The 20,004-nt window shown below is 71.8% G+C and carries 15 protein-coding genes; 7 read left to right on the forward strand and 8 right to left on the reverse strand.

The window, feature by feature from the left end:
• Positions 1 to 100: 100 nt before the first annotated feature.
• The 7 genes from ACQPXS_RS34910 to ACQPXS_RS34940 form a co-directional block, all read right to left on the reverse strand.
• On the reverse strand, positions 101 to 2,971 hold the full coding sequence (locus ACQPXS_RS34910) for a glycoside hydrolase family 2 TIM barrel-domain containing protein (protein WP_433453407.1): 2,871 nt from the start codon (positions 2,969 to 2,971) through the stop codon (positions 101 to 103).
• Positions 2,972 to 2,989: 18 nt separating this feature from the next.
• Positions 2,990 to 3,805 carry a carbohydrate ABC transporter permease gene (locus ACQPXS_RS34915; protein WP_433456075.1) on the reverse strand — a complete coding sequence of 272 codons (816 nt, stop codon included), beginning with the start codon at positions 3,803 to 3,805 and terminating at the stop codon, positions 2,990 to 2,992.
• 23 nt (positions 3,806 to 3,828) lie between these two features.
• Positions 3,829 to 4,794: a carbohydrate ABC transporter permease gene (locus tag ACQPXS_RS34920; protein WP_433453409.1), complete on the reverse strand. Its 966-nt coding sequence runs from the start codon at positions 4,792 to 4,794 to the stop codon at positions 3,829 to 3,831.
• Between the two features lie 20 nt (positions 4,795 to 4,814).
• Positions 4,815 to 6,080 (reverse strand): ABC transporter substrate-binding protein, encoded by a 1,266-nt coding sequence (locus ACQPXS_RS34925; RefSeq protein ID WP_433453410.1) that lies wholly within the window; start codon positions 6,078 to 6,080, stop codon positions 4,815 to 4,817.
• 213 nt (positions 6,081 to 6,293) lie between these two features.
• Positions 6,294 to 8,138: a glycoside hydrolase gene (locus ACQPXS_RS34930; RefSeq protein ID WP_433453411.1), complete on the reverse strand. Its 1,845-nt coding sequence runs from the start codon at positions 8,136 to 8,138 to the stop codon at positions 6,294 to 6,296.
• An 11-nt stretch (positions 8,139 to 8,149) separates the two neighbouring features.
• Positions 8,150 to 9,391, reverse strand: coding sequence for an ROK family transcriptional regulator (locus ACQPXS_RS34935; RefSeq protein WP_433453413.1), 1,242 nt, complete (start codon positions 9,389 to 9,391; stop codon positions 8,150 to 8,152).
• A gap of 152 nt (positions 9,392 to 9,543) precedes the next feature.
• On the reverse strand, positions 9,544 to 10,815 hold the full coding sequence (locus ACQPXS_RS34940; protein ID WP_433453414.1) for a D-arabinono-1,4-lactone oxidase: 1,272 nt from the start codon (positions 10,813 to 10,815) through the stop codon (positions 9,544 to 9,546).
• A 158-nt stretch (positions 10,816 to 10,973) separates the two neighbouring features.
• Between ACQPXS_RS34940 and ACQPXS_RS34945 the strand changes: the two genes are divergently transcribed.
• From ACQPXS_RS34945 to ACQPXS_RS34970, 6 genes are all read left to right on the forward strand, one after another.
• Entirely contained in the window at positions 10,974 to 11,660 is a 687-nt protein-coding gene (locus tag ACQPXS_RS34945; RefSeq protein ID WP_433453416.1) for a pyridoxamine 5'-phosphate oxidase family protein, read from the forward strand.
• A gap of 58 nt (positions 11,661 to 11,718) precedes the next feature.
• Entirely contained in the window at positions 11,719 to 13,062 is a 1,344-nt protein-coding gene (locus ACQPXS_RS34950) for a radical SAM protein (RefSeq protein ID WP_433453417.1), read from the forward strand.
• A 237-nt stretch (positions 13,063 to 13,299) separates the two neighbouring features.
• On the forward strand, positions 13,300 to 14,802 hold the full coding sequence (locus tag ACQPXS_RS34955; protein ID WP_433453418.1) for a cellulose binding domain-containing protein: 1,503 nt from the start codon (positions 13,300 to 13,302) through the stop codon (positions 14,800 to 14,802).
• A 252-nt stretch (positions 14,803 to 15,054) separates the two neighbouring features.
• The gene (gene rsgA, locus ACQPXS_RS34960) at positions 15,055 to 16,149 is read left to right on the forward strand and encodes a ribosome small subunit-dependent GTPase A (RefSeq protein ID WP_433453419.1); all 1,095 of its coding nucleotides are present in this window, start codon (positions 15,055 to 15,057) and stop codon (positions 16,147 to 16,149) included.
• Positions 16,150 to 16,322: 173 nt separating this feature from the next.
• Positions 16,323 to 17,726, forward strand: coding sequence for an AlkA N-terminal domain-containing protein (locus tag ACQPXS_RS34965; RefSeq protein ID WP_433456077.1), 1,404 nt, complete (start codon positions 16,323 to 16,325; stop codon positions 17,724 to 17,726).
• Positions 17,723 to 18,214, forward strand: coding sequence for a methylated-DNA--[protein]-cysteine S-methyltransferase (locus ACQPXS_RS34970; RefSeq protein ID WP_433453421.1), 492 nt, complete (start codon positions 17,723 to 17,725; stop codon positions 18,212 to 18,214). The genes ACQPXS_RS34965 and ACQPXS_RS34970 overlap by 4 nt, the downstream gene beginning before the upstream one ends.
• Here the strand turns inward: ACQPXS_RS34970 and ACQPXS_RS34975 are convergent.
• Positions 18,204 to 18,602, reverse strand: coding sequence for a PPOX class F420-dependent oxidoreductase (locus tag ACQPXS_RS34975; RefSeq protein ID WP_433453422.1), 399 nt, complete (start codon positions 18,600 to 18,602; stop codon positions 18,204 to 18,206). The two genes, ACQPXS_RS34970 and ACQPXS_RS34975, sit on opposite strands and share 11 nt — an antisense overlap.
• A 196-nt stretch (positions 18,603 to 18,798) precedes the next feature.
• Between ACQPXS_RS34975 and ACQPXS_RS34980 the strand changes: the two genes are divergently transcribed.
• Positions 18,799 to 20,004: an SGNH/GDSL hydrolase family protein gene (locus ACQPXS_RS34980; RefSeq protein ID WP_433453424.1), complete on the forward strand. Its 1,206-nt coding sequence runs from the start codon at positions 18,799 to 18,801 to the stop codon at positions 20,002 to 20,004.

Below are 20,004 nucleotides of genomic sequence, written 5' to 3' on the forward strand. Positions count from 1 at the left end.
GGGCCGAGCGCATTGGACGCGGCCGCCGGCCAAGGCCGACCCCGACTCGGCCGGCCGGTTAGGAACCGGCCGGCCGCGGTGGGATCGGAGGACGTGGTGGTCAGCTGGTCTCCGGGTCGGGGGCGGTGGAGAACACGAAGGAGAACTCCGCCGGTTCGGCCCGCAGGTGGTACTGGGGCAGCGGGGCCGGGCCGCAGGACTGGGAGCCGATGCCGTGCTGGCCGTGGTCGAGGTTGACCCACACCGTGTCGCCGGGGGCGAGGTCGGTGCGGTGTTCGGCGGCGTCCAGCTGCTCGGTGGTCCAGCGGCGGGCGGTGAGCCAGAACGCCGGGTCGCCCTCGATGCGCAGGCCGCCGAGCTCGGCCCAGCGGACGTCGATGCGGGCGCCGTTCTCCTGGGGACGGACGTACGGCGTCTGCATACCGTCCACGGTCGACCGCCAGCGGCCGACCGCCGACGCCGTGCCGGTGTCCGGATACGCCTCGCCGGGGCCCCCGCCGTACCACTGCACACGGTCGGCCGCTCGCAGTCCGAAGCGGATGCCGAGCCGGGGGAGGGGGACGCTCCAGTCGCCCTCGGGGGTGGTGCGTACGGTCAACCGCAGCCGGTCTCCGTCCGAGGTCCAGCGGTATACGGTCGACAGCCCCAGCTCCCGTGCGGCCGGCGCCACCCGGGTGCGGACCGTCAGGGTGTGCTCGCCGGTCTCCAGCGCGTCCAGCCGGTGCCGCATCCGGTGCAGGCCGAGCCCCCGCCACAGCAGCCCGTAGCGCAGGTCGGGCTGCCAGGGAGCACCGTCGTCGTTGTCGGTGGTGGCCCGCCACACGTCCAGGCGCAGCCCGGAGACCGGCACGCCGCCGACGGCCGTCAGGGCGCCGGTGCGGGCGTCGAAGGTGCCGGCGCCGAGGGTGATCACCCCGTCGCCCGACACCGGGCGGGCCGTCGCCGCGACCGTGGGCACCCGGCGCTCCGACGCCGGGACCTGGCCCCAGGCCACCACATGGCCCTTCGGCGCCCAGGCGGTGTCCGCCGCGAGCGCCGCCCGGACCGTCCAGAAAGCCTCGCCGGCCGGCGCCCCGGCCGGCGGCGCGGGCAGCTTCACGTCGGCCGACTCGCCGGGCGCCAGCGCCGGCACCGACAGCGTGCCGGTCTCCACCGCCTCCCCGTCGACCTCGTACGACCACGAGAACGCCAGCGCCGACAGGCCGGCGAAGTCCTGCTTGTTGGTGACCCGGACCGTTCCGTCGCCGAAGTCGCCGGCGATGCCGACCGGTTCGATCACCTTCTTGAACTCGACCAGGCCGGGGGAGGGCCGCCGGTCCGGGAAGAGCAGGCCGTCGCAGACGAAGTTGCCGTCGTGCAGCTCCTCGCCGAAGTCACCGCCGTAGGCGTAGCCCAGCTCCGGATGGGCGATGCCGTGGTCGATCCACTCCCACACGAAGGCACCCTGCAGCCGCTCGTACGACTCGAACAGCCGCTGGTAGTCGGCGAGTCCGCCGGGACCGTTGCCCATGGCGTGCGCGTACTCGCAGAGGATGAAGGGCAGCCGGCGGCGCTTGAGGCTGCCGCCGTCCAGGCCCTGGCCGATCCGCTCTACCTCGGCGTGGCCGGCGTACATCCGCGAGTACATGTCCGTGTCACGGCAGGTGAGGTCGCCCTCGTAGTGGATCAGGCGGGAGGAGTCCCGGCCGCGGATCCACTCGGCCATCGCGGTCAGGCCGCGGCCGGTGCCGGCCTCGTTGCCCAGCGACCAGACGACGACCGACGGGTGGTTCTTGTCCCGTTCGACCATGCGGGACGCCCGGTCCAGCAGGGCCGGGGTCCAGCGGTCGTCGTCGACGGGGTTGTCCCGCCAGCCCTGCTCGGTGAAGCCGTGGGTCTCCAGATCGCACTCGTCGATCACCCACAGCCCGTACTCGTCGCACAGGTCGAGGAAGGCCGGGTGCGGCGGGTAGTGGGAGGTGCGGACGGCGTTGACGTTGTGCCGTTTCATCAGCAGCACGTCCTCGCGCATGGTGGCGAGGTCCAGCGCGCGGCCCTTCTCCGGATGCCACTCGTGCCGGTTGACACCCTTGAAGAGGACCGGCCTGCCGTTGACCTTGATCAGGCCGTCCGCCAGCTCGACGGTGCGGAAACCGATGCGCAGCGACACCCGCTCGCCCTCGGTGGCGAGCGTGCCCTCGTACAGCCTCGGGGTTTCCGCCGACCACGGCTCGACCGGTACGGTCACGCTCTCGCCGGTCGCGATGTCGATACCGAGCTCGGAAACGGTTACCCGGCCGTCCACGTCGGAGTCGACGCGCAGGGTGCCGGTACCGGCGCGGTGGTCGTAGGAGGCGTGCACGAAGAAGTCGAGGGCGGCGCCCGCCGGGCGGTGCAGCAGGGTGACGTCACGGAAGATGCCCGGCAGCCACCACTGGTCCTGGTCCTCCAGGTAGGAGCCGGCCGACCACTGGTGGACGCGGACCGCCAGTACATTGCCGGCAGTCTTCAGCAGATGGCCGACCGCGAACTCGTGCGGCAGGCGGGAGCCCTTGAACTCGCCGAGGTCCGTGCCGTTCAGCCACACCCGGGCGCAGGACTCCACCCCGTCGAAGCGCAGCACGGCACCGCCGTCCGACGGCCAGTCCTCAGGCAGGTCGAAGACCCGCAGATGGTCGCCGGTCGGGTTCTCGGTCGGCACCCGTGGCGGGTCGACCGGGAACGGGTAGAGGTGGTTGGTGTAGATGGGGGAGCCGTGCCCCTGGAGGACCCAGTGGCCCGGGACCGGGATCTCGGCCCAGTCTCCGGCGTCGTACCCCTCCTCGGCGAAGGAGTCGTCCTCTGCGTCGGCCGTCGGCGACAGCCGGAAACGCCAGCTGCCGTTCAGGGACAAGGACTTGGCGTCCGAGGAGGCGTACCAGGCGCGGGGCGGCAGCGCCCCGGAGCCCGGCGAGACGTCCTCGACGTAATCGGTGACGGTGTGGGTGCTCAACGACATCGGTCTCCTAGCTCAGCCCTTGATGCCGGTCTGTGCGATCCCCTGCACCAGCCAGCGCTGGAGGAAGAGGAACACGAACAGCAGCGGCAGGATGGAAATGGCGGCCGCCATGAAGATCTGGTGGAAGACGACGGTCTGGTTGGTGATGTACGAGGAGAGCGCGACCTGGACGGTCCACGAGTCGGGGTCCTGCCCGATGACCAGCGGCCACAGAAAGGCGTTCCAGCCGTTGATGAACGTGATCGTCGCGATCGCCGCGAAGAAGTTCAGCGAGTTGGGGACGACGACCCGCCAGTACGCGCCCCAGTAGCCGAGCCCGTCCACGCGCGCCGCCTCCTCCAGCTCCTTGGGGAACCCGAGGAAGTACTGCCGGAACAGGAAGCAGGTGAAACCGCTGAACAGCCCCGGAATGATCAGGCCCCGGTAGCTGTCCACCCAGCCGAGCGACGACACCAGCACGAAGCTGGGCACGAAGGTGACCGAGGTCGGGACCATCAGGGTGCCCAGCACGACATAGAAGATCTTGTTGGCGTGCCGGTACGGGATGCGGGCCAGGGCGTAGCCCGCGAGCGAGCACACCAGCAGGATGCCGGCGGTCATGGAGACGGCGACGACCGCGGAGTTCAGCAGCGACCGGGCGAACGGCACCGACGGGTCGTCGAACAGCTCGCCGATGTTGTCCCACTGCAGGTGCGTGGGGAAGAGCTCCCAGTGCTCGCCGGTGATCCGGGCGTCGGTGGACAGGGAGTTGCGCAGCAGCACGTAGAACGGGACCAGGAAGAGGACGGCGGCGACACCGGTGGCGATGTAGAGCCCGGTGTTGCCCATCACCCCGCCCCTGCGTTTGGCGGTCACTTGGACTCGTCCCCCCTTCCGAAGCCCATGATCTTGCCCTGGAAAAGGGTTACGACGACGATCAGCGCGGTCAGGATGACGGCGCCCGCGCTGCCGGCGCCGTAGTCCTGTTCCTGGCCCAGGGCGGTGTAGTACAGCTCGACCAGCGGGGGCCGGCCCCAGGTGGTCTTGTCGAGCAGGTTGAAGAACTCATCGAAGGCCTGGTAGGCGGCGATGAGCAGCAGCAGGACCACCGCCGTCGAGGTGGCGCGCAGCTGGGGCAGCGTGATGTGCCGGAAGGTCTGCCAGCCCGGCCTGGCGCCGTCGATGGCGGCGGCCTCGTACAGCTCGGCCGGGATGTTCTGCAGTGCGGCCAGGAAGAGGATCATGTAGAAACCGGACTGCAGCCACAGCCGTGCCGAGACGATGACCAGCCAGTACCAGGGCGGATCGGGGCTGGCCAGCCAGGCGATGCCGTCTATCCCGAACCAGCCGAGGACGGTGTTCATCAGGCCGAAGCGCACGCCGCTGAAGAGGGACATCTTCCAGATCAGCGACGCGGCGACGTAACTGCACGCGGTCGGCAGGAAGAACACCGACCGGAAGAACGCCCGCATGAACCTGAGCCGGTTCACCAGCAGGGCGAGCCCCAGCGACACCGCCCAGGTGGTCGGCACGATGAACGCGGCGAAGACGGTGAAGGTGCCGAGCGAGTGGACGAACTTGGGGTCCGTCAGCATGTACGTGTAGTTGTCGAAACCGATGAACCTGCTCGGCGTGACGGTGAAGCGCGCGTCGAAGAAGCTGAGGTAGACGCTCCAGACGATCGGCAGATAGATGAAGACGATCAGCCCGACGAGGAAGGGGCTGAGGAAGAGCCAGAAGTTGAACGTGCGGCTGCCGCGCAGGCCCCGCCAGGTCCGGGCCGGTTCGGCCTTCGCCGGGGCGGGGCCCGCGAGGACGGGCTTGGTGGTCGTCGACATGTCGTGGTCCGCCCGCCGGCCTATCCGAAGAGCTTCTTGAGCTCGCGGTTCACGGCCTTGTCGCACTTGTCGAGCGCCGCCTCCGGGTCACCTTCCTTGCGGACGCAGTCGGCCATGACGTCCCACGACGCGCTCATCATGGCCTGCGTCCAGGCGATGTTGTCGAAGTGCCCGTACTGGTTGAAGAGCTTCACGCCCTGCGCGGGCAGCCCGGACTCGAGCGTGGTGGCCGACGCGGCGATCGAGGCGCGCGGCGGGATGTGGAAGCCGTACGACGTGGCGAAGTCCTCCTGGTACTTCTTCTGGTCGATCCACAGCCACTTCACGTACTCCTTGGCCGCGTCGACGTTGCCGCCCTTGGCGTTGACGAACATCGACCAGCCGCCGTTGTAGACCGAGGGCTTGCCCGAGTCGACGGTCTTCGGGAAGGGGAAGACGCCGAGGTCGTCGCCGAGTGCCTTCTGGAACTGCGGCATGGCCCACATGCCGCAGAACTGCATGGCGCACAGACCCTGGCTGAGCGAGGAGGGGTCCCAGAAGTCGGTGGGGGCGCCGAGGAGCAGATGGCCGCTGGTGAACAGCTTGCGCATCTTCTTCAGGCCCTCGACGACGGCGGGCGTGTGGTAGGCGATCTGGTTCTTGTCGTCGAGGGTGTCGGCGCCCGCGGACCACATCAGCGGGTTGACGACGGCGTGCAGGTCGTTGCCGAGGTACAGGCCCTTGACCTTGCCGGTGGTGAGCTTGGCGGCCGCCTCGATCAGCTCGTCCAGGGTCTCCGGGACCTTGACGCCGGCCTTCTCGAAGAGGGAGGGCCGGTAGAAGAAGAACTGCGGATCGTCGATCATCCGGACGCCGTAGATCTTCCCGTCCACGGTGTGCGACTTGATGTCGGCCGGGTTGAAATCGTCCTTGACCGGGTCGATGAGGTCGCTCAGGTCCGCCACCTGACCGCTCTTGACCATCTGGATCTGCGGGTGGAACTCGAAGACGTCGGGCGCGTTCTTGGTGAGCAGGGTGGCGAAGAGCTTGCTCTCGTAGTCGGCGCTGGTGATCCACTGGGTGTTCACGTCGGCGTTCTTGTAGGCGGCGGCGTACCGCTTGATCGCCTGCTCCGTCCCCGCCTCGCCGTAGGCGTGGAACATCTGGTTCAGCTGCTTGCCCGAACCGCTTCCTCCGCCACGGCCGTTGTTGCTGCCGCACGCCGCGAGCGGGGCGGCGACGGCCAGTCCGGCGGCCGCCCGGAGTATCGAGCGGCGGTCCCAGGTGCTGTTGCTCTGTGCCGACATGGTGACGTCCTTGTCTGTCGAAGTGCGGGTGCGGGTGCGGCTGAGGCTGGTGCGGGACGTTAACCTTCGGCTAACGCTTCGGCAAGGGGTTGGACGAAGTCTGTTCGAAGCGTTGTGGCCGGTTCGGAATTCCGAACGGCCCGAGGAGCAAAGGGAGATGAGGGCCGCCGGGTCAGGGAAGCGGCCGGCGGCCCTCGTCCGGGGAGGTGGCGCCTACTGTCGGGTCCACGCCTCGTTGGCGCCGCCGTTGCAGCTGTACAGGATCACCTTGCTGCCGTCGGCGGTCGCCTGTCCGGTGACGTCGAGGCACTTGCCCGACGCCTCGTTCGCGATCTGCCCGTTGCCGTTGAGCAGCCACCGCTGAGTGCCGTCGTCCGTGGCGGCCGCGGTGGCCGTCAGGCCGGAACTCCCCGCCGTCAGATAGCCGTTGGCGCCCTTCAGGGTGCCCCTTGCGTCGTACGACCACGACTGGCCCGCCGCGCCCGTGCAGGAGGCGATCGCGGCCCCGGAGGCGTCGGCGGTCAGGCACTTGCCGGACTGCCGGCCGACCAGGGCCCCGGTGAGGGCCGTAGCGCCCTGGTCCTGCTGGTCGAGGACGTAGGTCGTGATGGAGCGGGCGGCCAGGGTTGTGGAAACGGTTCCGCCGCTGACGGCCGGCTTGGCCACCTTGGCCCAGTTCTCGTCCGCCGAGGTCCGCACCGCCTGGGCCGCCCGCACCGGCGCCTTGCCGTTGAAGTGCAGGTTCAGCGCCGTGTCGGTGGTGTTGTGGTTGTTCACCACGACCACCCACTGCCCGTTCCGGTCGTACGACGACACCTCCACGCCGTCCGGAGCCCCGGTCACGTTGTGCGCGACCGCGCCCGGCCGGACGAACCTGCTGTACTGGCCCAGCGCGTAGTACCGCTTGGTGAAGTACAGGCTCTGGTCGCCGTTCGTCGCGTAGTCGGGGTCGTAGTAGATCAGGCCGTCGTTCCACCCCTGGTCGTTCCTGGTGCCCGGATCGGTGCCGTAACCGCTGGCGAGCGCCACCCACCACTGGAACGCCGAGTCGTGGGAGGTGGCGAAGTCCTTGTAGATGATCCGCGACATCAGCAGGGCGTTGTCGATGGTGGGGTCGTACTCCTGGTTCCAGCCCGTGCCGCCCTTGCCGAAACAGCAGATCTCGGTGGCCCAGGACGTCCTGCCGGCCGATTTCGCCGTCTCGTAAACGTTTCCGAGCTGGCCGTCGTCCGGGTTGTTGTAGGTGTGATGGGCCAGCTTGGACACGTACTGCGCGGTGCCGGGCTGCGCGATCCACTGCGGGACCTCGCTGGTGAACTGCGTGGTCTTGCTGGACTCGTCCGCGATGACGGCGGTCTTCTGGTGCCGGGCCCGCTGCTCGGCGCCCAGCGCGCGCACGATGTCGTCGCGCTGGTCGACGGGCACCGGCATGCCCTCCTGGCCGCAGTCGGCGAAGCTGTTGTCCGGCTCGTTGAAGGGGCTGATGTAGTCCAGCTTCACGCCCTGCCGCGCGAAGTGACCGGTCACGTCGGCGACGTACTTCGCGAAATCGGTCTCGTGCTCCGTCTTCAGCAGCCCGCCGCAGCTCTTGCCGTTGGTCGTCCACTGGGCCGGCGCGCTGTTGACGAAGCCGATCAGGTCCTTCACGCCGTACTGCGCGGCGTACTTCAGGAAGGTCCGGCCGCCCTTGTCCCTGCTCCAGTCGTACGAGCCGTCGGAGGCGAGGAAGTCCTCGGCGGCGCGGGCCGGCGTGGTGACCCCGACACCGCCGCCGCCGATGTTGTAGCGGTACGAGCTCAGCGCCAGCCCCTGCGGGGAGAAGAGGAGTCGGGCGACCCGGGCCTGCACCTTCGGGTCGAAATGCTGGAGGTCGTTGACCCACCATGCGCCGGACGCGCCGATGTCGTCGATGGTCTGGGCGGCGTGGGGGGAGACCTCGGCGGCGGCCGGGGCGGCGTCGGCACTCGCGGCCGGGGAGGTGAGAAGGGCTCCGGTGACGGTCAGTGCGGCACACGCCGCCGGCAGCAGGAATCTCTTGCGGGGGTGAGACACGTGCATCCCTTCCGTCGTCATGAAGGCGGTGCGGTACGGCTCCTTGCGTTGCTGCGTGGTGCTGACCTCTGCCCGACGGACTGCAGTGCCCCTTCCAGCGCGAACGTGGCCGCGCCCAGGGACACCGGGTCGGTGGGGATCGGGGAGAGGACGATCTCGGTGGCCGCCAGCGGCCGGCGCAGCGCGTGCCGGGCGACGGCCTGGCGGACCTCGTCGAGCAGCGGCTCGCCCAGCCGGGCGGCGACCCAGCTGCTGAGCACGACCACTTCGGGGTTGAGGAGGTTGATCAGGTCCGAGATGCCGGCGCCCAGGTAACGGGCGGTGTCCCGGACCACCTTGAGCGCCACGGGGTCGTCCGCGGCGACCGCGCGGGCCAGGGCGTCGATGGTGGCCGTCTGGTCCTCGGGGTGCAACAGCGGGGACTGCGGGCTGAGTTCACGCAGGTTCTGCATGATGCCGGGCGCGCCGACGTACGTCTCGACACAGCCGTGATTGCCGCAGTGGCACAGTCGCCCGTCCAGCACGAGCGTGGTGTGGCCCCACTCGCCGGCGCTGTTGCTCACCCCCCGGTGCAGCCCGCCGCCGAGGGCGAGCCCGGCGCCGACGCCCGTGCCCAGATTGACCACGACCGCGTCCCCGCGTCCCCGCGCGGCCCCGAACCACAGCTCGGCCACCGCGCAGGCGCGCAACGGATTGTCCAAGTACAAGGGGTACGCGATGTGTTCGGCGAGCAGGTCGAGCAACGGCACCTCGTGCCAGTCCCAGTTGGGCGCGTACTCGGCGAGGCCGGTGTCCCGGTCCACCTGGCCCGGCACACTCACTCCGACGCCGAGCACCCGGGCGGCCTCGACCCCGGCCTGCGCCACCACCGAGCCGACGGCCGCGGCCACATGCCCGACCACCTGCTCCGGTCGGCTCTCGCCGGGCGGCATGTCCTCCTCGGCGCGGGCCAGCACGTTCAACGCCAGGTCGAACAGCTCGACATGGACGTACGTCTCCGCGATGTCCACGCCGATCAACGCGCCCCCCGACGCGTTGACCGCCACCAGGCCACGGGGCCGGCCGCCGGCCGAGTCCTCGAACCCGACTTCGGTGATCATCCGGAGGTCGAGCAGCTCGCCGACCAGCGTGGCGACCGTGGCCAGGCTCAGTCCGGTGGCGGCGGCCAGCTCCTGCCGGGAGGTGGGGGACTCGGCGATGATCTGGCGCAGCACCTCGTAGCGGTTCGCGGTGCGGATGTCACGTGATGTGCGCTTCAACGCGGCTGCCCCTCCCATCCCGTCCGGCCGGACCAGGCCGGGGCGACAACGGCACCGGCGCGGGCGCCAGGCTATGGGCTGGGAGGAGGTTTCGACAAGGGGTTAGGAAAGGGGCTGGAGGAAGTCCGGCGGAAGTCCCGTCCGAGGGGCCGTCAGTCGTCCGCGAGGCCGAGGAGGTCGCGCACGAAGTCGTTGGCGAACGTGCCGGAAGGGTCCAGGTGGCGGACCAGGGCCCGGAAGTCGGCGAACCGCGCGTACCGCCCGCGGAGTACGGCCGAGGGGGTCTCGAAGACCTTCCCCCAGTGCGGGCGCGGGTCGAACGCGTCCAGCACCTCCTCCAGCCGGCGCACCACCGGCAGCACCGCCGTCTCGTCCCGCACCCAGGTGAAGTGCAGCGCGACGGAATCCCGTCCGTGCGCCGGGCTCAGCCACTGCGTGTCGGCGGCGACCGTGCGCACCTCACACGTCTGCAGCACCCCGGCGACCGTCTCCCGGATGCCGTCGAGCGCGTTCAGCGCGTCGAGGGCCGCCGACCGCGGCAGCAGGTACTCCGACTGGATCTCCTCCCCGCTGCTCGGCGTGAACTCCGCCCGGAAGTGCGGCAGCCGCTCGTGCCACGGACCGGGCACGCCCAGCTGCCCGGTGCAGTTCTGCGCGGGCATGCCCGGCACCGGGTGCAGGGGGCCGGCCGCGGGCGCGGCCCACGGGAAGTCCACCGCCGGCCGGTCCGTGCGCCGCTTGACCCACACCTGCCGAAAGCCCGGCTTCCGCCAGTCCGTGAACAGGCTCACGCTGTACCCCGCGGCCGCCACGGCATCGAAGTCCAGTCCCTGCAGCGGGAGTTCGGTGTAGACCCGCTGCTCCACCTCGTACGCCGGCTCCAGATCGAGCGTGAGCGCGGTGACGACGCCGAGTGCGCCCAGGGAGGTCACGACACCGTCGAACCGCTGGTCGTCCCGGCCCATCGTCCCGGTCGCGCCGTCCGCGGCGATCATCTCCACCTCCCGGACCGCCGACGCCAGCGGGCCGTTGCCCACGCCCGAGCCGTGCGTGCCCGTCGCCACCGAACCGGCCACCGAGATGTGCGGCAGGGACGCCATGTTGGACAGGGCGAGACCGTGGGCGTGGACCGTGCGGGCCAGTTCCGCGTAGCGGACCCCGCCCGACACCCGGACCGTACGCGCCGCCGTGTCGACGTCGATCGTCCGCGGCAGCCCGGCGGTGGACAGCAGCACGCCGTCCGGGCCCGGGTCGGCGATCCGGTTGAAGGAGTGCCCGCTGCCCAGCACCCGCACCCGCGCACTGTCCGCCACCAGCGCCGCGAGTGCGTCGAGCGTGCGCGGACGGTGGAACTCGCGCGGGGCGTAGGTGATGGTGCGCGCCCAGTTGGTGACCGTCCCGGCGGTCTCGGCCGTCCCTGCCACAGTTGCGTCCCTCCCGGAGAGTGCGTCTGCCTCGACCCTCTCATCCGCCGAGACCCAGAGGAGAGTCTTTCTGCGGATTTCGTTGCCGAAACCGTATTCATCAACGTATACAGAATATGACTGGCCTAATGAATGCGGTATCGGTAGCTTCTCGATCCATGACTCAGGAACCGCTGCCGGCCCGCCTGCCCGCCCGTCTGCCCGTCACCGACCGCACCCGTCATCGCAGGCTGCGCGAGCAGGGCAGCCTGGAGCGGGCGGAGCTGGAGGCGATCCTGGACGCCGCCTTCGTCTGTCATCTCGGGGTGCTGGTCGAGGGGCGGCCGGTCGTCGTGCCCACGGTGTACGGGCGGGACGAACGGTGGCTGTATCTGCACGGGTCCGTGGCCGCCCGGAGCCTCGCCGGGGACACGCCGGTGTGTGTGACCGTCACCCACGTGGACGGGCTCGTGCTCGCCCGGTCCGTCTTCGAGCACGGCGTCAACTACCGCAGCGCCATGATCCACGGCACGGCCCGCAAGGTCACCGACCCCGAGGAGAAGCTGGAGGGGCTGCGCCGGCTCACCGAGCACTCCGCGCCCGGCCAGTGGTCGTACGCCCGCCGCCCCAATCGCAAGGAACTGGCCGCCACCACCCTCCTCGCCCTCTCCCTGGAGGAGGCCTCCGTCAAGATCCGCACCGGCGCCCCGGACGACGGCGACGGACCCGACGCCGCCCTCGGCCTGTGGGCCGGGGTCCTGCCGCTGACCACGGCCTGGGGCACCCCGGAGCCCGACCCGGCGCTGCCGTCCGGGACCCCCGTCCCGGACCACATCGCGCGCCGTGCGGGGACCCGGCACGGCTGAGCCGCAGGCGGGGGCATACGGTGTGAGACGTACGCCTGAACCGGGAGGAGACAGACGGATGGGCAGTCGTACCGCGCTGGTCGAGGATCTGATGGAGCGGTTCCCGCACGTGCCACGGGAAGCCGTCTTCAAGGAGGACCTGCTCCGCGGCGGCGTCGCCTTCGACCCGTCCGCCCTCAGCGACAACGAGAGCGGCGAGGTCAAACCGAAGTCGTACTTCATCTTCTCCTTCGACCACGGCACCCTGCCCGAGCTCGGTGAGGCCGCGCTGCGGCGCCCGCCGGAGGAGATCATCCTCACCGGTGGGCCGTACGACCTGCGGCGCACGGTCGTCTCCGTACGGGTGAACCCGGCCTCGCCGTACCGGGTGGCCGCCGACGACGAGGGACTGCTCGGGCTCTACCTCGACGGCAAGCGGATCGCCGACGTCGGTGTGCCGCCGATGCCGGAGTACTACCGGCACACCCTCTCCAACGGGAAGTCCGTGATGGAGGTGGCTCCGACCATCCAGTGGGGTTACCTGATCTATCTCACCGTTTTCCGGGTCTGCCAGTACTTCGGCGCCAAGGAGGAGTGCCAGTACTGCGACATCAACCACAACTGGCGCCAGCACAAGGCGGCCGGGCGGCCCTACACCGGCGTGAAGGACGTCGAGGAGGTGCTGGAGGCCCTGGAGATCATCGACCGGTACGACACCCAGAAGGCCTCCACCGCCTACACCCTGACCGGGGGCGCCATTACGAAAACGGTTGCCGGCCGTGACGAGGCCGACTTCTACGGCCACTACGCCAAGGCCATCGAGGAGCGCTTCCCGGGCCGCTGGATCGGCAAGGTCGTCGCCCAGGCGCTGCCCAAGGCGGACGTGCAGCGGTTCAAGGACTACGGCGTGCAGATCTACCACCCCAACTTCGAGGTGTGGGACCGCCGGCTGTTCGAGCTGTACTGCCCCGGCAAGGAGCGCTACGTCGGCCGCGACGAGTGGCACAGGCGCATCCTGGACTCCGCCGAGGTGTTCGGCGCGCGCAACGTGATCCCCAACTTCGTGGCGGGCGTGGAGATGGCCGAGCCGTTCGGGTTCACGACGGTGGACGAGGCGATCGCGTCGACCACCGAGGGGCTGCGCTTCTTCATGTCGCACGGCATCACGCCCCGCTTCACCACCTGGTGCCCGGAGCCCACCACCCCGCTCGGCAAGGCCAACCCGCAGGGCGCGCCGCTGGAGTACCACATCCGGCTGCTTCAGGCCTATCGCCAGACGATGGAGGACTTCGGGCTGTCCTCCCCGCCCGGTTACGGCCCGCCCGGACCCGGCCGCGCGGTCTTCTCCGTCAGCTCCTTCATGGACAGCCTGCCCGCGGACGAGTCGGCGGTGGACACCGAGGAGGCGCGGGCCGAGGTGTGATTGCGCACACCGGCCCGGCGGGACGGTGAATGGAACGGCGCCCGCGTCCGTACTGAAGGCGGGAGTTGGGGGCTCGTGGCGGCACGCATCCACCCGGCCACCAACGGTAACCGGATCTGAACAGGCCGCTTGTCAGTTGTGTCGAGAGCGTGAAAGGCTCTGTGCCCTGCCGCGAGGTCCCCAGCAACTCCCGTCTGTCTATGGTGAGTTGCCCTCGCTCGTGGATGCAGGAGTTCCATGCCCGACCTGCCGACCCCCAAGGACGCCACCGAGTCCGCGCTGTTCTCGGAGGGCTGGGACGCGGTGCTCAGTTACGCGGACCTGTGCACCTCCGGTTCCCTGACGGCCCATCAACTGGCCACCGAGGCGTTCACGCTCGGCATGCGCGAGATCCGCGCCGCCACCAGCACCCATGTGCGCGGCGCGGGCCGCCGCACCGCCCGGCTGCCCACGATCCCGGCGCTGCTCACCGCCGTACGCGACACCGCGGCCGCCTGGGAGGCCGGCGGGCAGGGTCACAAGCTCGACCCCGACCTCCGACTGTGGCTCAACTCCCCGAGCGCCGCCCGCTATTCGGGTCCGCCGCTGGAGCGCCCGGTCGCGCTGCGCGGTCTCAGGGACATGCAGGAGGCCGACGCCTCGCTGCTGTGGCTGGCCGACGTGGAGGCGCTGCCCCTGCCCACGGTCGCCCGCCGGCTCGGCCTGGACCCGGCCACCGTCGCCGACGAGCTCGACCAGGTCCGCACCCTGTTCCGGGACCGCTGCCACCGCGCCCATCTCGACACCCCGATGGACGCGCGGTGCCGCTCCTACGCCCGCCTGCTGGACGCGGTCACCCGCTCGCCGGCCGCCGACACCCCCGACGACCTCTCCCGGCACCTCGCGACCTGCGTGCGCTGCGCCGAGGCCGCCGCCTGTCTGCGTCTGCACGGCGGCGGGCTGCCCGCCGCGCTGGCCTGCGGGGTCATCGGCTGGGGCGGCCTCGCCTACCTGGAACGCCGCCGCCGCGCCGCCGAGGTCCGCCTCGGCGCGGGCCGCCCCGCCGGCACCGACCCCGCCGCCGGCGACCCGGAGGGGGACACCGGCCGCGGCCGCGCCCTGCGCGGCGGCCTGCTCGCCGCCGCCGTGCTGCTGCTCTCGGCCCTGGCGCTCGGCGTGTCGATGATGCCGTTCGGCGGCTCCGGCGACGACGGCGCCGCCGCCCGGGACGACCGGCAGCCGGTCGCCGCCGACCCCAGCGTCTCCCCGACCAGCACCGGCACCCGGCCCGGCTCGCCGACCGCACCCGCCGCCACCCCCTCCGCGACGCCGACCACGGCCGGTTCCGGCCGCAGGCAGCCCGACCCCGAACCCCAGGGCAGCACCTCCTCGGCCGCGCACCACCCCGGCCCCAGCGCCGGCCCCGGCCGCTCCAGCGCCCCCGCGGCCGGCTGCCGCGTCGCCTACGACCTCGTCGACCAGTGGCCCGACGGCTTCCAGGCCTCCGTCACCGTCACCACGGACCGGCCCCTCGACGGCTGGACCGTGTCCTGGTCCTTCCGCGACGGCCAGCAGGTCAGCCAGATGTGGGACGCCACCGTCCACCAGAGCGGCGCCCGGGTCACCGCCACCGCCGCCGACTACAACAGGACCGTCGCCGCGCACGGCACCCTGTCCGTGGGGTTCATCGGCACCTGGCAGGGCAGAAACCGGTCGCCGTACGGTTTCACGCTCAACGGGGCGCCCTGCACGACAGGCTGAGCGCGCCGTACGGAAAACGCGCCACGCGGAAAATGGTTTGACGCGACGCGCCTCCGGCGGGCTACGGTTTCCGTGCACGCCGAGGTGGTGTGTGCATGCGCGAGTGAGATGAGGAGGTGTCGACCGATGGCTGTCATTGCGATGGGCGCTGCCCGCATCCAGGAATCCGTCAAGTCCACCTCCGTGGCCACCGGCTGAACCCACCGCGCACCGAACGCGCCTGCCCGGGGCCACCCTTGTGAAGGGTCTCCCTTGACTTCCACCTCTGCTGCATCCACCGCGCTGGCTCCCTACGGCTGGGACGAAACCTGGGCCGACGCGTTCGCCCCGCACGCCGCCGACGGACTGCTGCCCGGCCGCGTCGTCCGGGTCGACCGAGGTCAGTGCGACGTCGTCACCGCCGACGGGACCGTCCGCGCCGACACCGAGTTCGTCGTGCCCCGTGACCCGATGAAGGTCGTGTGCACGGGGGACTGGGTCGCCGTCGACCCCGGCGGTGATCCGCGGTACGTCCGCGCGTATCTGCCGCGCCGCACCGCCTTCGTGCGCTCCACCTCCTCCAAGCGGTCCGACGGGCAGATCCTCGCCGCCAACGTCGACCACGCCGTCGTCGCCGTGTCCCTCGCCGTCGACCTCGACCTCGGCCGGATCGAACGTTTCCTCGCCCTGGCCTGGGAGTCCGGCGCCCAGCCCGTCGTCGTCCTCACCAAGGCCGACCTGGTGCCGGACCCGGTCACCCTCGCCCACCTCGTGCAGGACGTGGAGACGAGCGCGCCCGGCGTGCCGGTGCTCACCGTCAGCGCCCTGCACGGCGAGGGGCTCGACGTCCTCGTCGCGCTCGTCGGGTCCGGCACGTCCGTGCTGCTCGGCCAGTCCGGCGCGGGCAAGTCCACGCTGGCCAACGCCCTCGTCGGCGCGGACGTCATGGACGTACGGGCGGCGCGGGACGTGGACGGCAAGGGCCGGCACACCACGACCACCCGCAACCTGCTCGCCCTGCCGTCGGGCGGGGTGCTGATCGACACCCCCGGACTGCGGGGTGTGGGCCTGTTCGACGCCGAGGGCGGGGTCGGCCAGGTGTTCTCCGAGATCGAGGAACTGGCCGAGCGGTGCCGTTTCCACGACTGCGCCCACGCGACCGAGCCGGACTGCGCGGTGCGCTCCGCCGTGGAAAGCGGGGAACTCCCGCATCGCCGGCTGGAGAGTTACCGGAAGCTGGTGCGCGAGAACCAGTGGATCGTGGCCAAGACCGATGCGCGGGTCCGCGCGGAGCTCCGCCGGGACTGGAAGCGGAAGGGCGCCGAGGGGAGGGCGGCGATGGAGATCAAGCGGGGGCGCCGGATGTAGGGCGCCCTGGGCAGGCACTGCCTCGAAGGGGCGCGGGGAAGCGTGCGACCAGCCACGTCGTACCCGCGCCCGGCGACGGTCAGCGCCTCCACGGCGAGACCGCACGCCCGCCATCGCCATGTCCGATTTCCGCCAGCCCCACTTCTCGCCCCCGGTCCACACTGGAACACGTGATGGACGAGGACACCAGGTACGAGGCGGTGCGGAGCCGGGACGGGCGGTTCGACGGAGTGTTCTTCTTCGCCGTCGAGACCACCGGGATCTACTGCCGGCCCAGCTGCCCGGCGGTGACGCCGAAGCGGCACAACGTGCGGTTCTTCCCGACGGCAGCCGCCGCGCAGGGCTCCGGGTTCCGGGCCTGCCGGCGGTGCCGGCCGGACGCCGTGCCGGGGTCGGCGGAGTGGAACGTGCGGGCGGACGCCGTCGGGCGGGCCATGCGGCTGATCGCCGACGGCGTCGTGGACCGCGAGGGCGTCGCCGGGCTCGCCGCGCGGCTCGGCTACAGCGCGCGGCAGGTCCAGCGGCAGCTCACCGCGGAGCTCGGCGCCGGGCCGGTGGCGCTCGCCCGGGCCCAGCGGGCGCACACCGCACGGGTGCTGCTGCAGACCACCGAGCTGCCGGTCACCGAGATCGCGTTCGCGTCCGGGTTCGCCAGCGTGCGGCAGTTCAACGACACCGTCCGGGAGGTGTACGCCTCGACGCCGACCGAGCTGCGGGCCGCCGCCCCCCGGGGCCGTGCCGCGTCCCGGGGCCCGGCCGCTCCGGGCGCCGGGATACCGCTGCGGCTCGCCTACCGCGGCCCCTACCAGGCCGCCGCCGTCTTCGACCAGCTCGCGGCGGAGGCGGTAACCGGTGTCGAGGAGGTTTCCGGCGCGCCGGGCGGCCGTACCTACCGGCGCACCCTGCGGCTGCCGTACGGCACCGGAATCGTCGCCGTCGAGGAGCGCACCGGGGCGCCGGGCACCGGCACCGGCACCCATCCGGGCGGCTGGCTCGACGCCCGGCTGCACCTCACCGACCCCCGGGACCTCACCACCGCGGTGCAGCGGCTGCGCCGCCTGTTCGACCTCGACGCCGACCCGTACGCCGTCGACGAACGGCTCGGCGCCGACCCCCGGCTCGGCCCGCTGGTCGCCGCGCGGCCCGGGCTGCGCGCGCCCGGTGCCGTGGACCCGCCGGAGGCCGCCGTCCGTGCCCTGGTCGGGACGGAAGGCGCTCGGGAGCTGGTGCTGCGGTACGGCAAGGTGCTCGACGCGCCCTGCGGCAGCCTCACCCATCTCTTCCCCGAGCCGGCCGTCCTCGCCGAGGCCGAGCCGGACGGGCCGCTGGGCGCACTGGCCGCCGCCCTCGCCGACGGCACCGTACGGCTGGACCCGGGCGCCGACCGCGACGCCGCGCAGGAGGCCCTGCTCGCCCTGCCCGGGATGGACCCGGCCACCGTCGCCGCCGTACGCGCCCGCGCCCTCGGCGATCCCGACGTCGCCCCGCCGGGGGCGGAGGTCCCCGACGGCTGGCGGCCCTGGCGCTCGTACGCCGTCCGGCATCTGCGTGTGGCAGGGGAGTGGAACGACCGATGACAACCGTTTACTGGACTCGACTGGACGCTCCTGTGGGCAGGTTGCTGCTCACCGCCGACGCGGACGGGGCGCTCACCTCGCTGTCCGTGCCCGGGCAGAAGGGCGGGCAGGTCGTGCAGGACGGCTGGCGCCGCGATGCCGGGCCGTTCCGGGCCGCCGCGGACCAGCTCGCCGCCTACTTCGCCGGTGAACTCAAGGAATTCCGGCTGGCGTCGAGCCCGCACGGCACCGAGTTCCGGCAGCGGGTGTGGGCCGCGCTGGACGCGGTGCCGTACGGCGCCACCGTCAGCTACGGGGAGATCGCCACGCGGATCGGCGCCTCCCGCGCGGCCGTTCGCGCCGTCGGCGGCGCGATCGGCGCCAACCCCCTGCTGATCGTGCGCCCTTGTCACCGGGTCATCGGCGCCGACGGATCGATGACCGGGTACGCGGGCGGAGTCGAACGGAAGGTGTGGCTGCTGACCCTGGAGGGCGCGCTCACCGGTTAGGTTTCCCGCCGGTCCCCGGCTCCTCCTCCAGGCCCCAGCTGTGCACCCTGCGGGGATGGATGCGGATCACCTCCTCGCTGAAGTGCGGGCCCAAGCCGTGCGGCCCGACGAGGAGTTCGGCCTCGCCACGGATGTCGACGCCGCGCACCCGCCAGGGCCGTACGCTCACGACGTCGTCCACGACCAGGGCGACCTTCGGGTTCCGCTGGAGATTGCGCCACTTCTTCGTCGTCCCCATCGCGAAGCCGCCGACCAGGATCGTGCCGTCGTCCTGCACGAAGTAGCCCACGGGGTTCGCCTGCGGCTGGCCGTGCGGGTCGACGGTGGCCATGCGGCCCAGCCGCTGCGACGCCAGATACGCGCGCTCCGCCTCGCTGAATTCGGTCATGACGCCAGCCAAGCACGCCGGGCCGCCCCGCACATCGGCTCCGCGTCCTAGGTCCTTGGGGCGAACGCCCGTCGTCCGCCGCCGCCCCGCGCCCCGTTGCGCCGAGCGGGTGGACCGCTGTCGCGGGTGCGGTGGTGGGGCCCGGCGCTGTGGCACGGTCTGCTCCGACGGGCAACGGGGAAGGGCGGGTGCGGAGATGGCCGGGGCCGGACGGATCCTCGTGGTGCTGCTGCTGGCGATGGTGCCGGGCACGGTCGCGCCGGCCGTGGCGGAGCCGGCGCCGCCGTCCTGGACGGGCAGCTGGGAGACCGCGCCGTCGGGAACCGCTCCCGCACTGCCCGGCGCCGCGATCCGCAACGTCGTCCACCTCAGCGTCGGCGGCACGGCCGTGCGCATCCGGCTGGGCAACCGTTTCGGCACCGCGCCCCTGCGGCTCGGCGCGGTCACCGTCGCGCTGCGCCGTGGGGCCGGCCCGGGCGCGGTGCCCGGCAGCCTGCGCACCGCCACCTTCCACGGCGCCCCGACGGTCACCGTCCCGCCCGGCCGGGACACGGTCACCGACCCGGTGCCGCTGTCCGTCCCGGCCGCGGCCGACCTCCTCGTGACCGTGTACACCCCCGAGGACTGCGGACCCGCCACCTACCACCGGACCGCCCTGCAGACCAGCTACGTCGCCCGGGACGGCGCCGGCCGGGCCGCCGACCAGGGCGGCGCCGCCTACACCAGAACCGTGAGCAGCTGGTACTACGTCACCGGCGTCGACGTACTGGGCGCGGCGTCGGGCTGCATCGTCGCCTTCGGCGACTCCCTCACCGACGGAAACGGTTCCACCCCCGACGCCAACCACCGCTGGCCCGACCGGCTCGCCGCACGGGTCCGCGCGGACCGGCTCGGTGTCCTCAACGCCGGAATCTCCGGAAACCGTCTGCTGCGCGACGGCACCGGACCGCGCGCCCTCGCCCGCCTGGACGCGGACGCTCTGGGCCGGGCCGGGGTACGGGTCCTGGTCGTCCTGGAGGGCATCAACGACATCAAGGGCACACCGACGGCCGACGACGTGACGGCCTACGCCGGCGCCTACCGCGCGCTCGTCGCCCGCGCCCACGCCCGGGGGCTCCGGGTCGTCGGCGTCACCCTCACCCCGTACCGGGGCTTCTCCGCCTACACGGGCGCCCGCGAGGCGGTACGGCAGCGGGTGAACGCCTTCATCCGCACCGGCGGCACCTTCGACGCCGTCGCCGACGCCGACGTGGCCCTGCGCGACCCGACCGACCCGACCCGCCTCCTTCCCGCCTACGACCCCGGCGACCACCTGCACTTCAACGACGCGGGCATGACCGTGGTGGCCGAGACGGTGCGGCGGACTCTCGCAAGAATCCCCGTCGTGACCGCTCCCTCGTGA

Origin of the sequence: Streptomyces sp. CA-142005, assembly GCF_050942335.1 — a bacterium.
Taxonomy (GTDB): domain Bacteria; phylum Actinomycetota; class Actinomycetes; order Streptomycetales; family Streptomycetaceae; genus Streptomyces.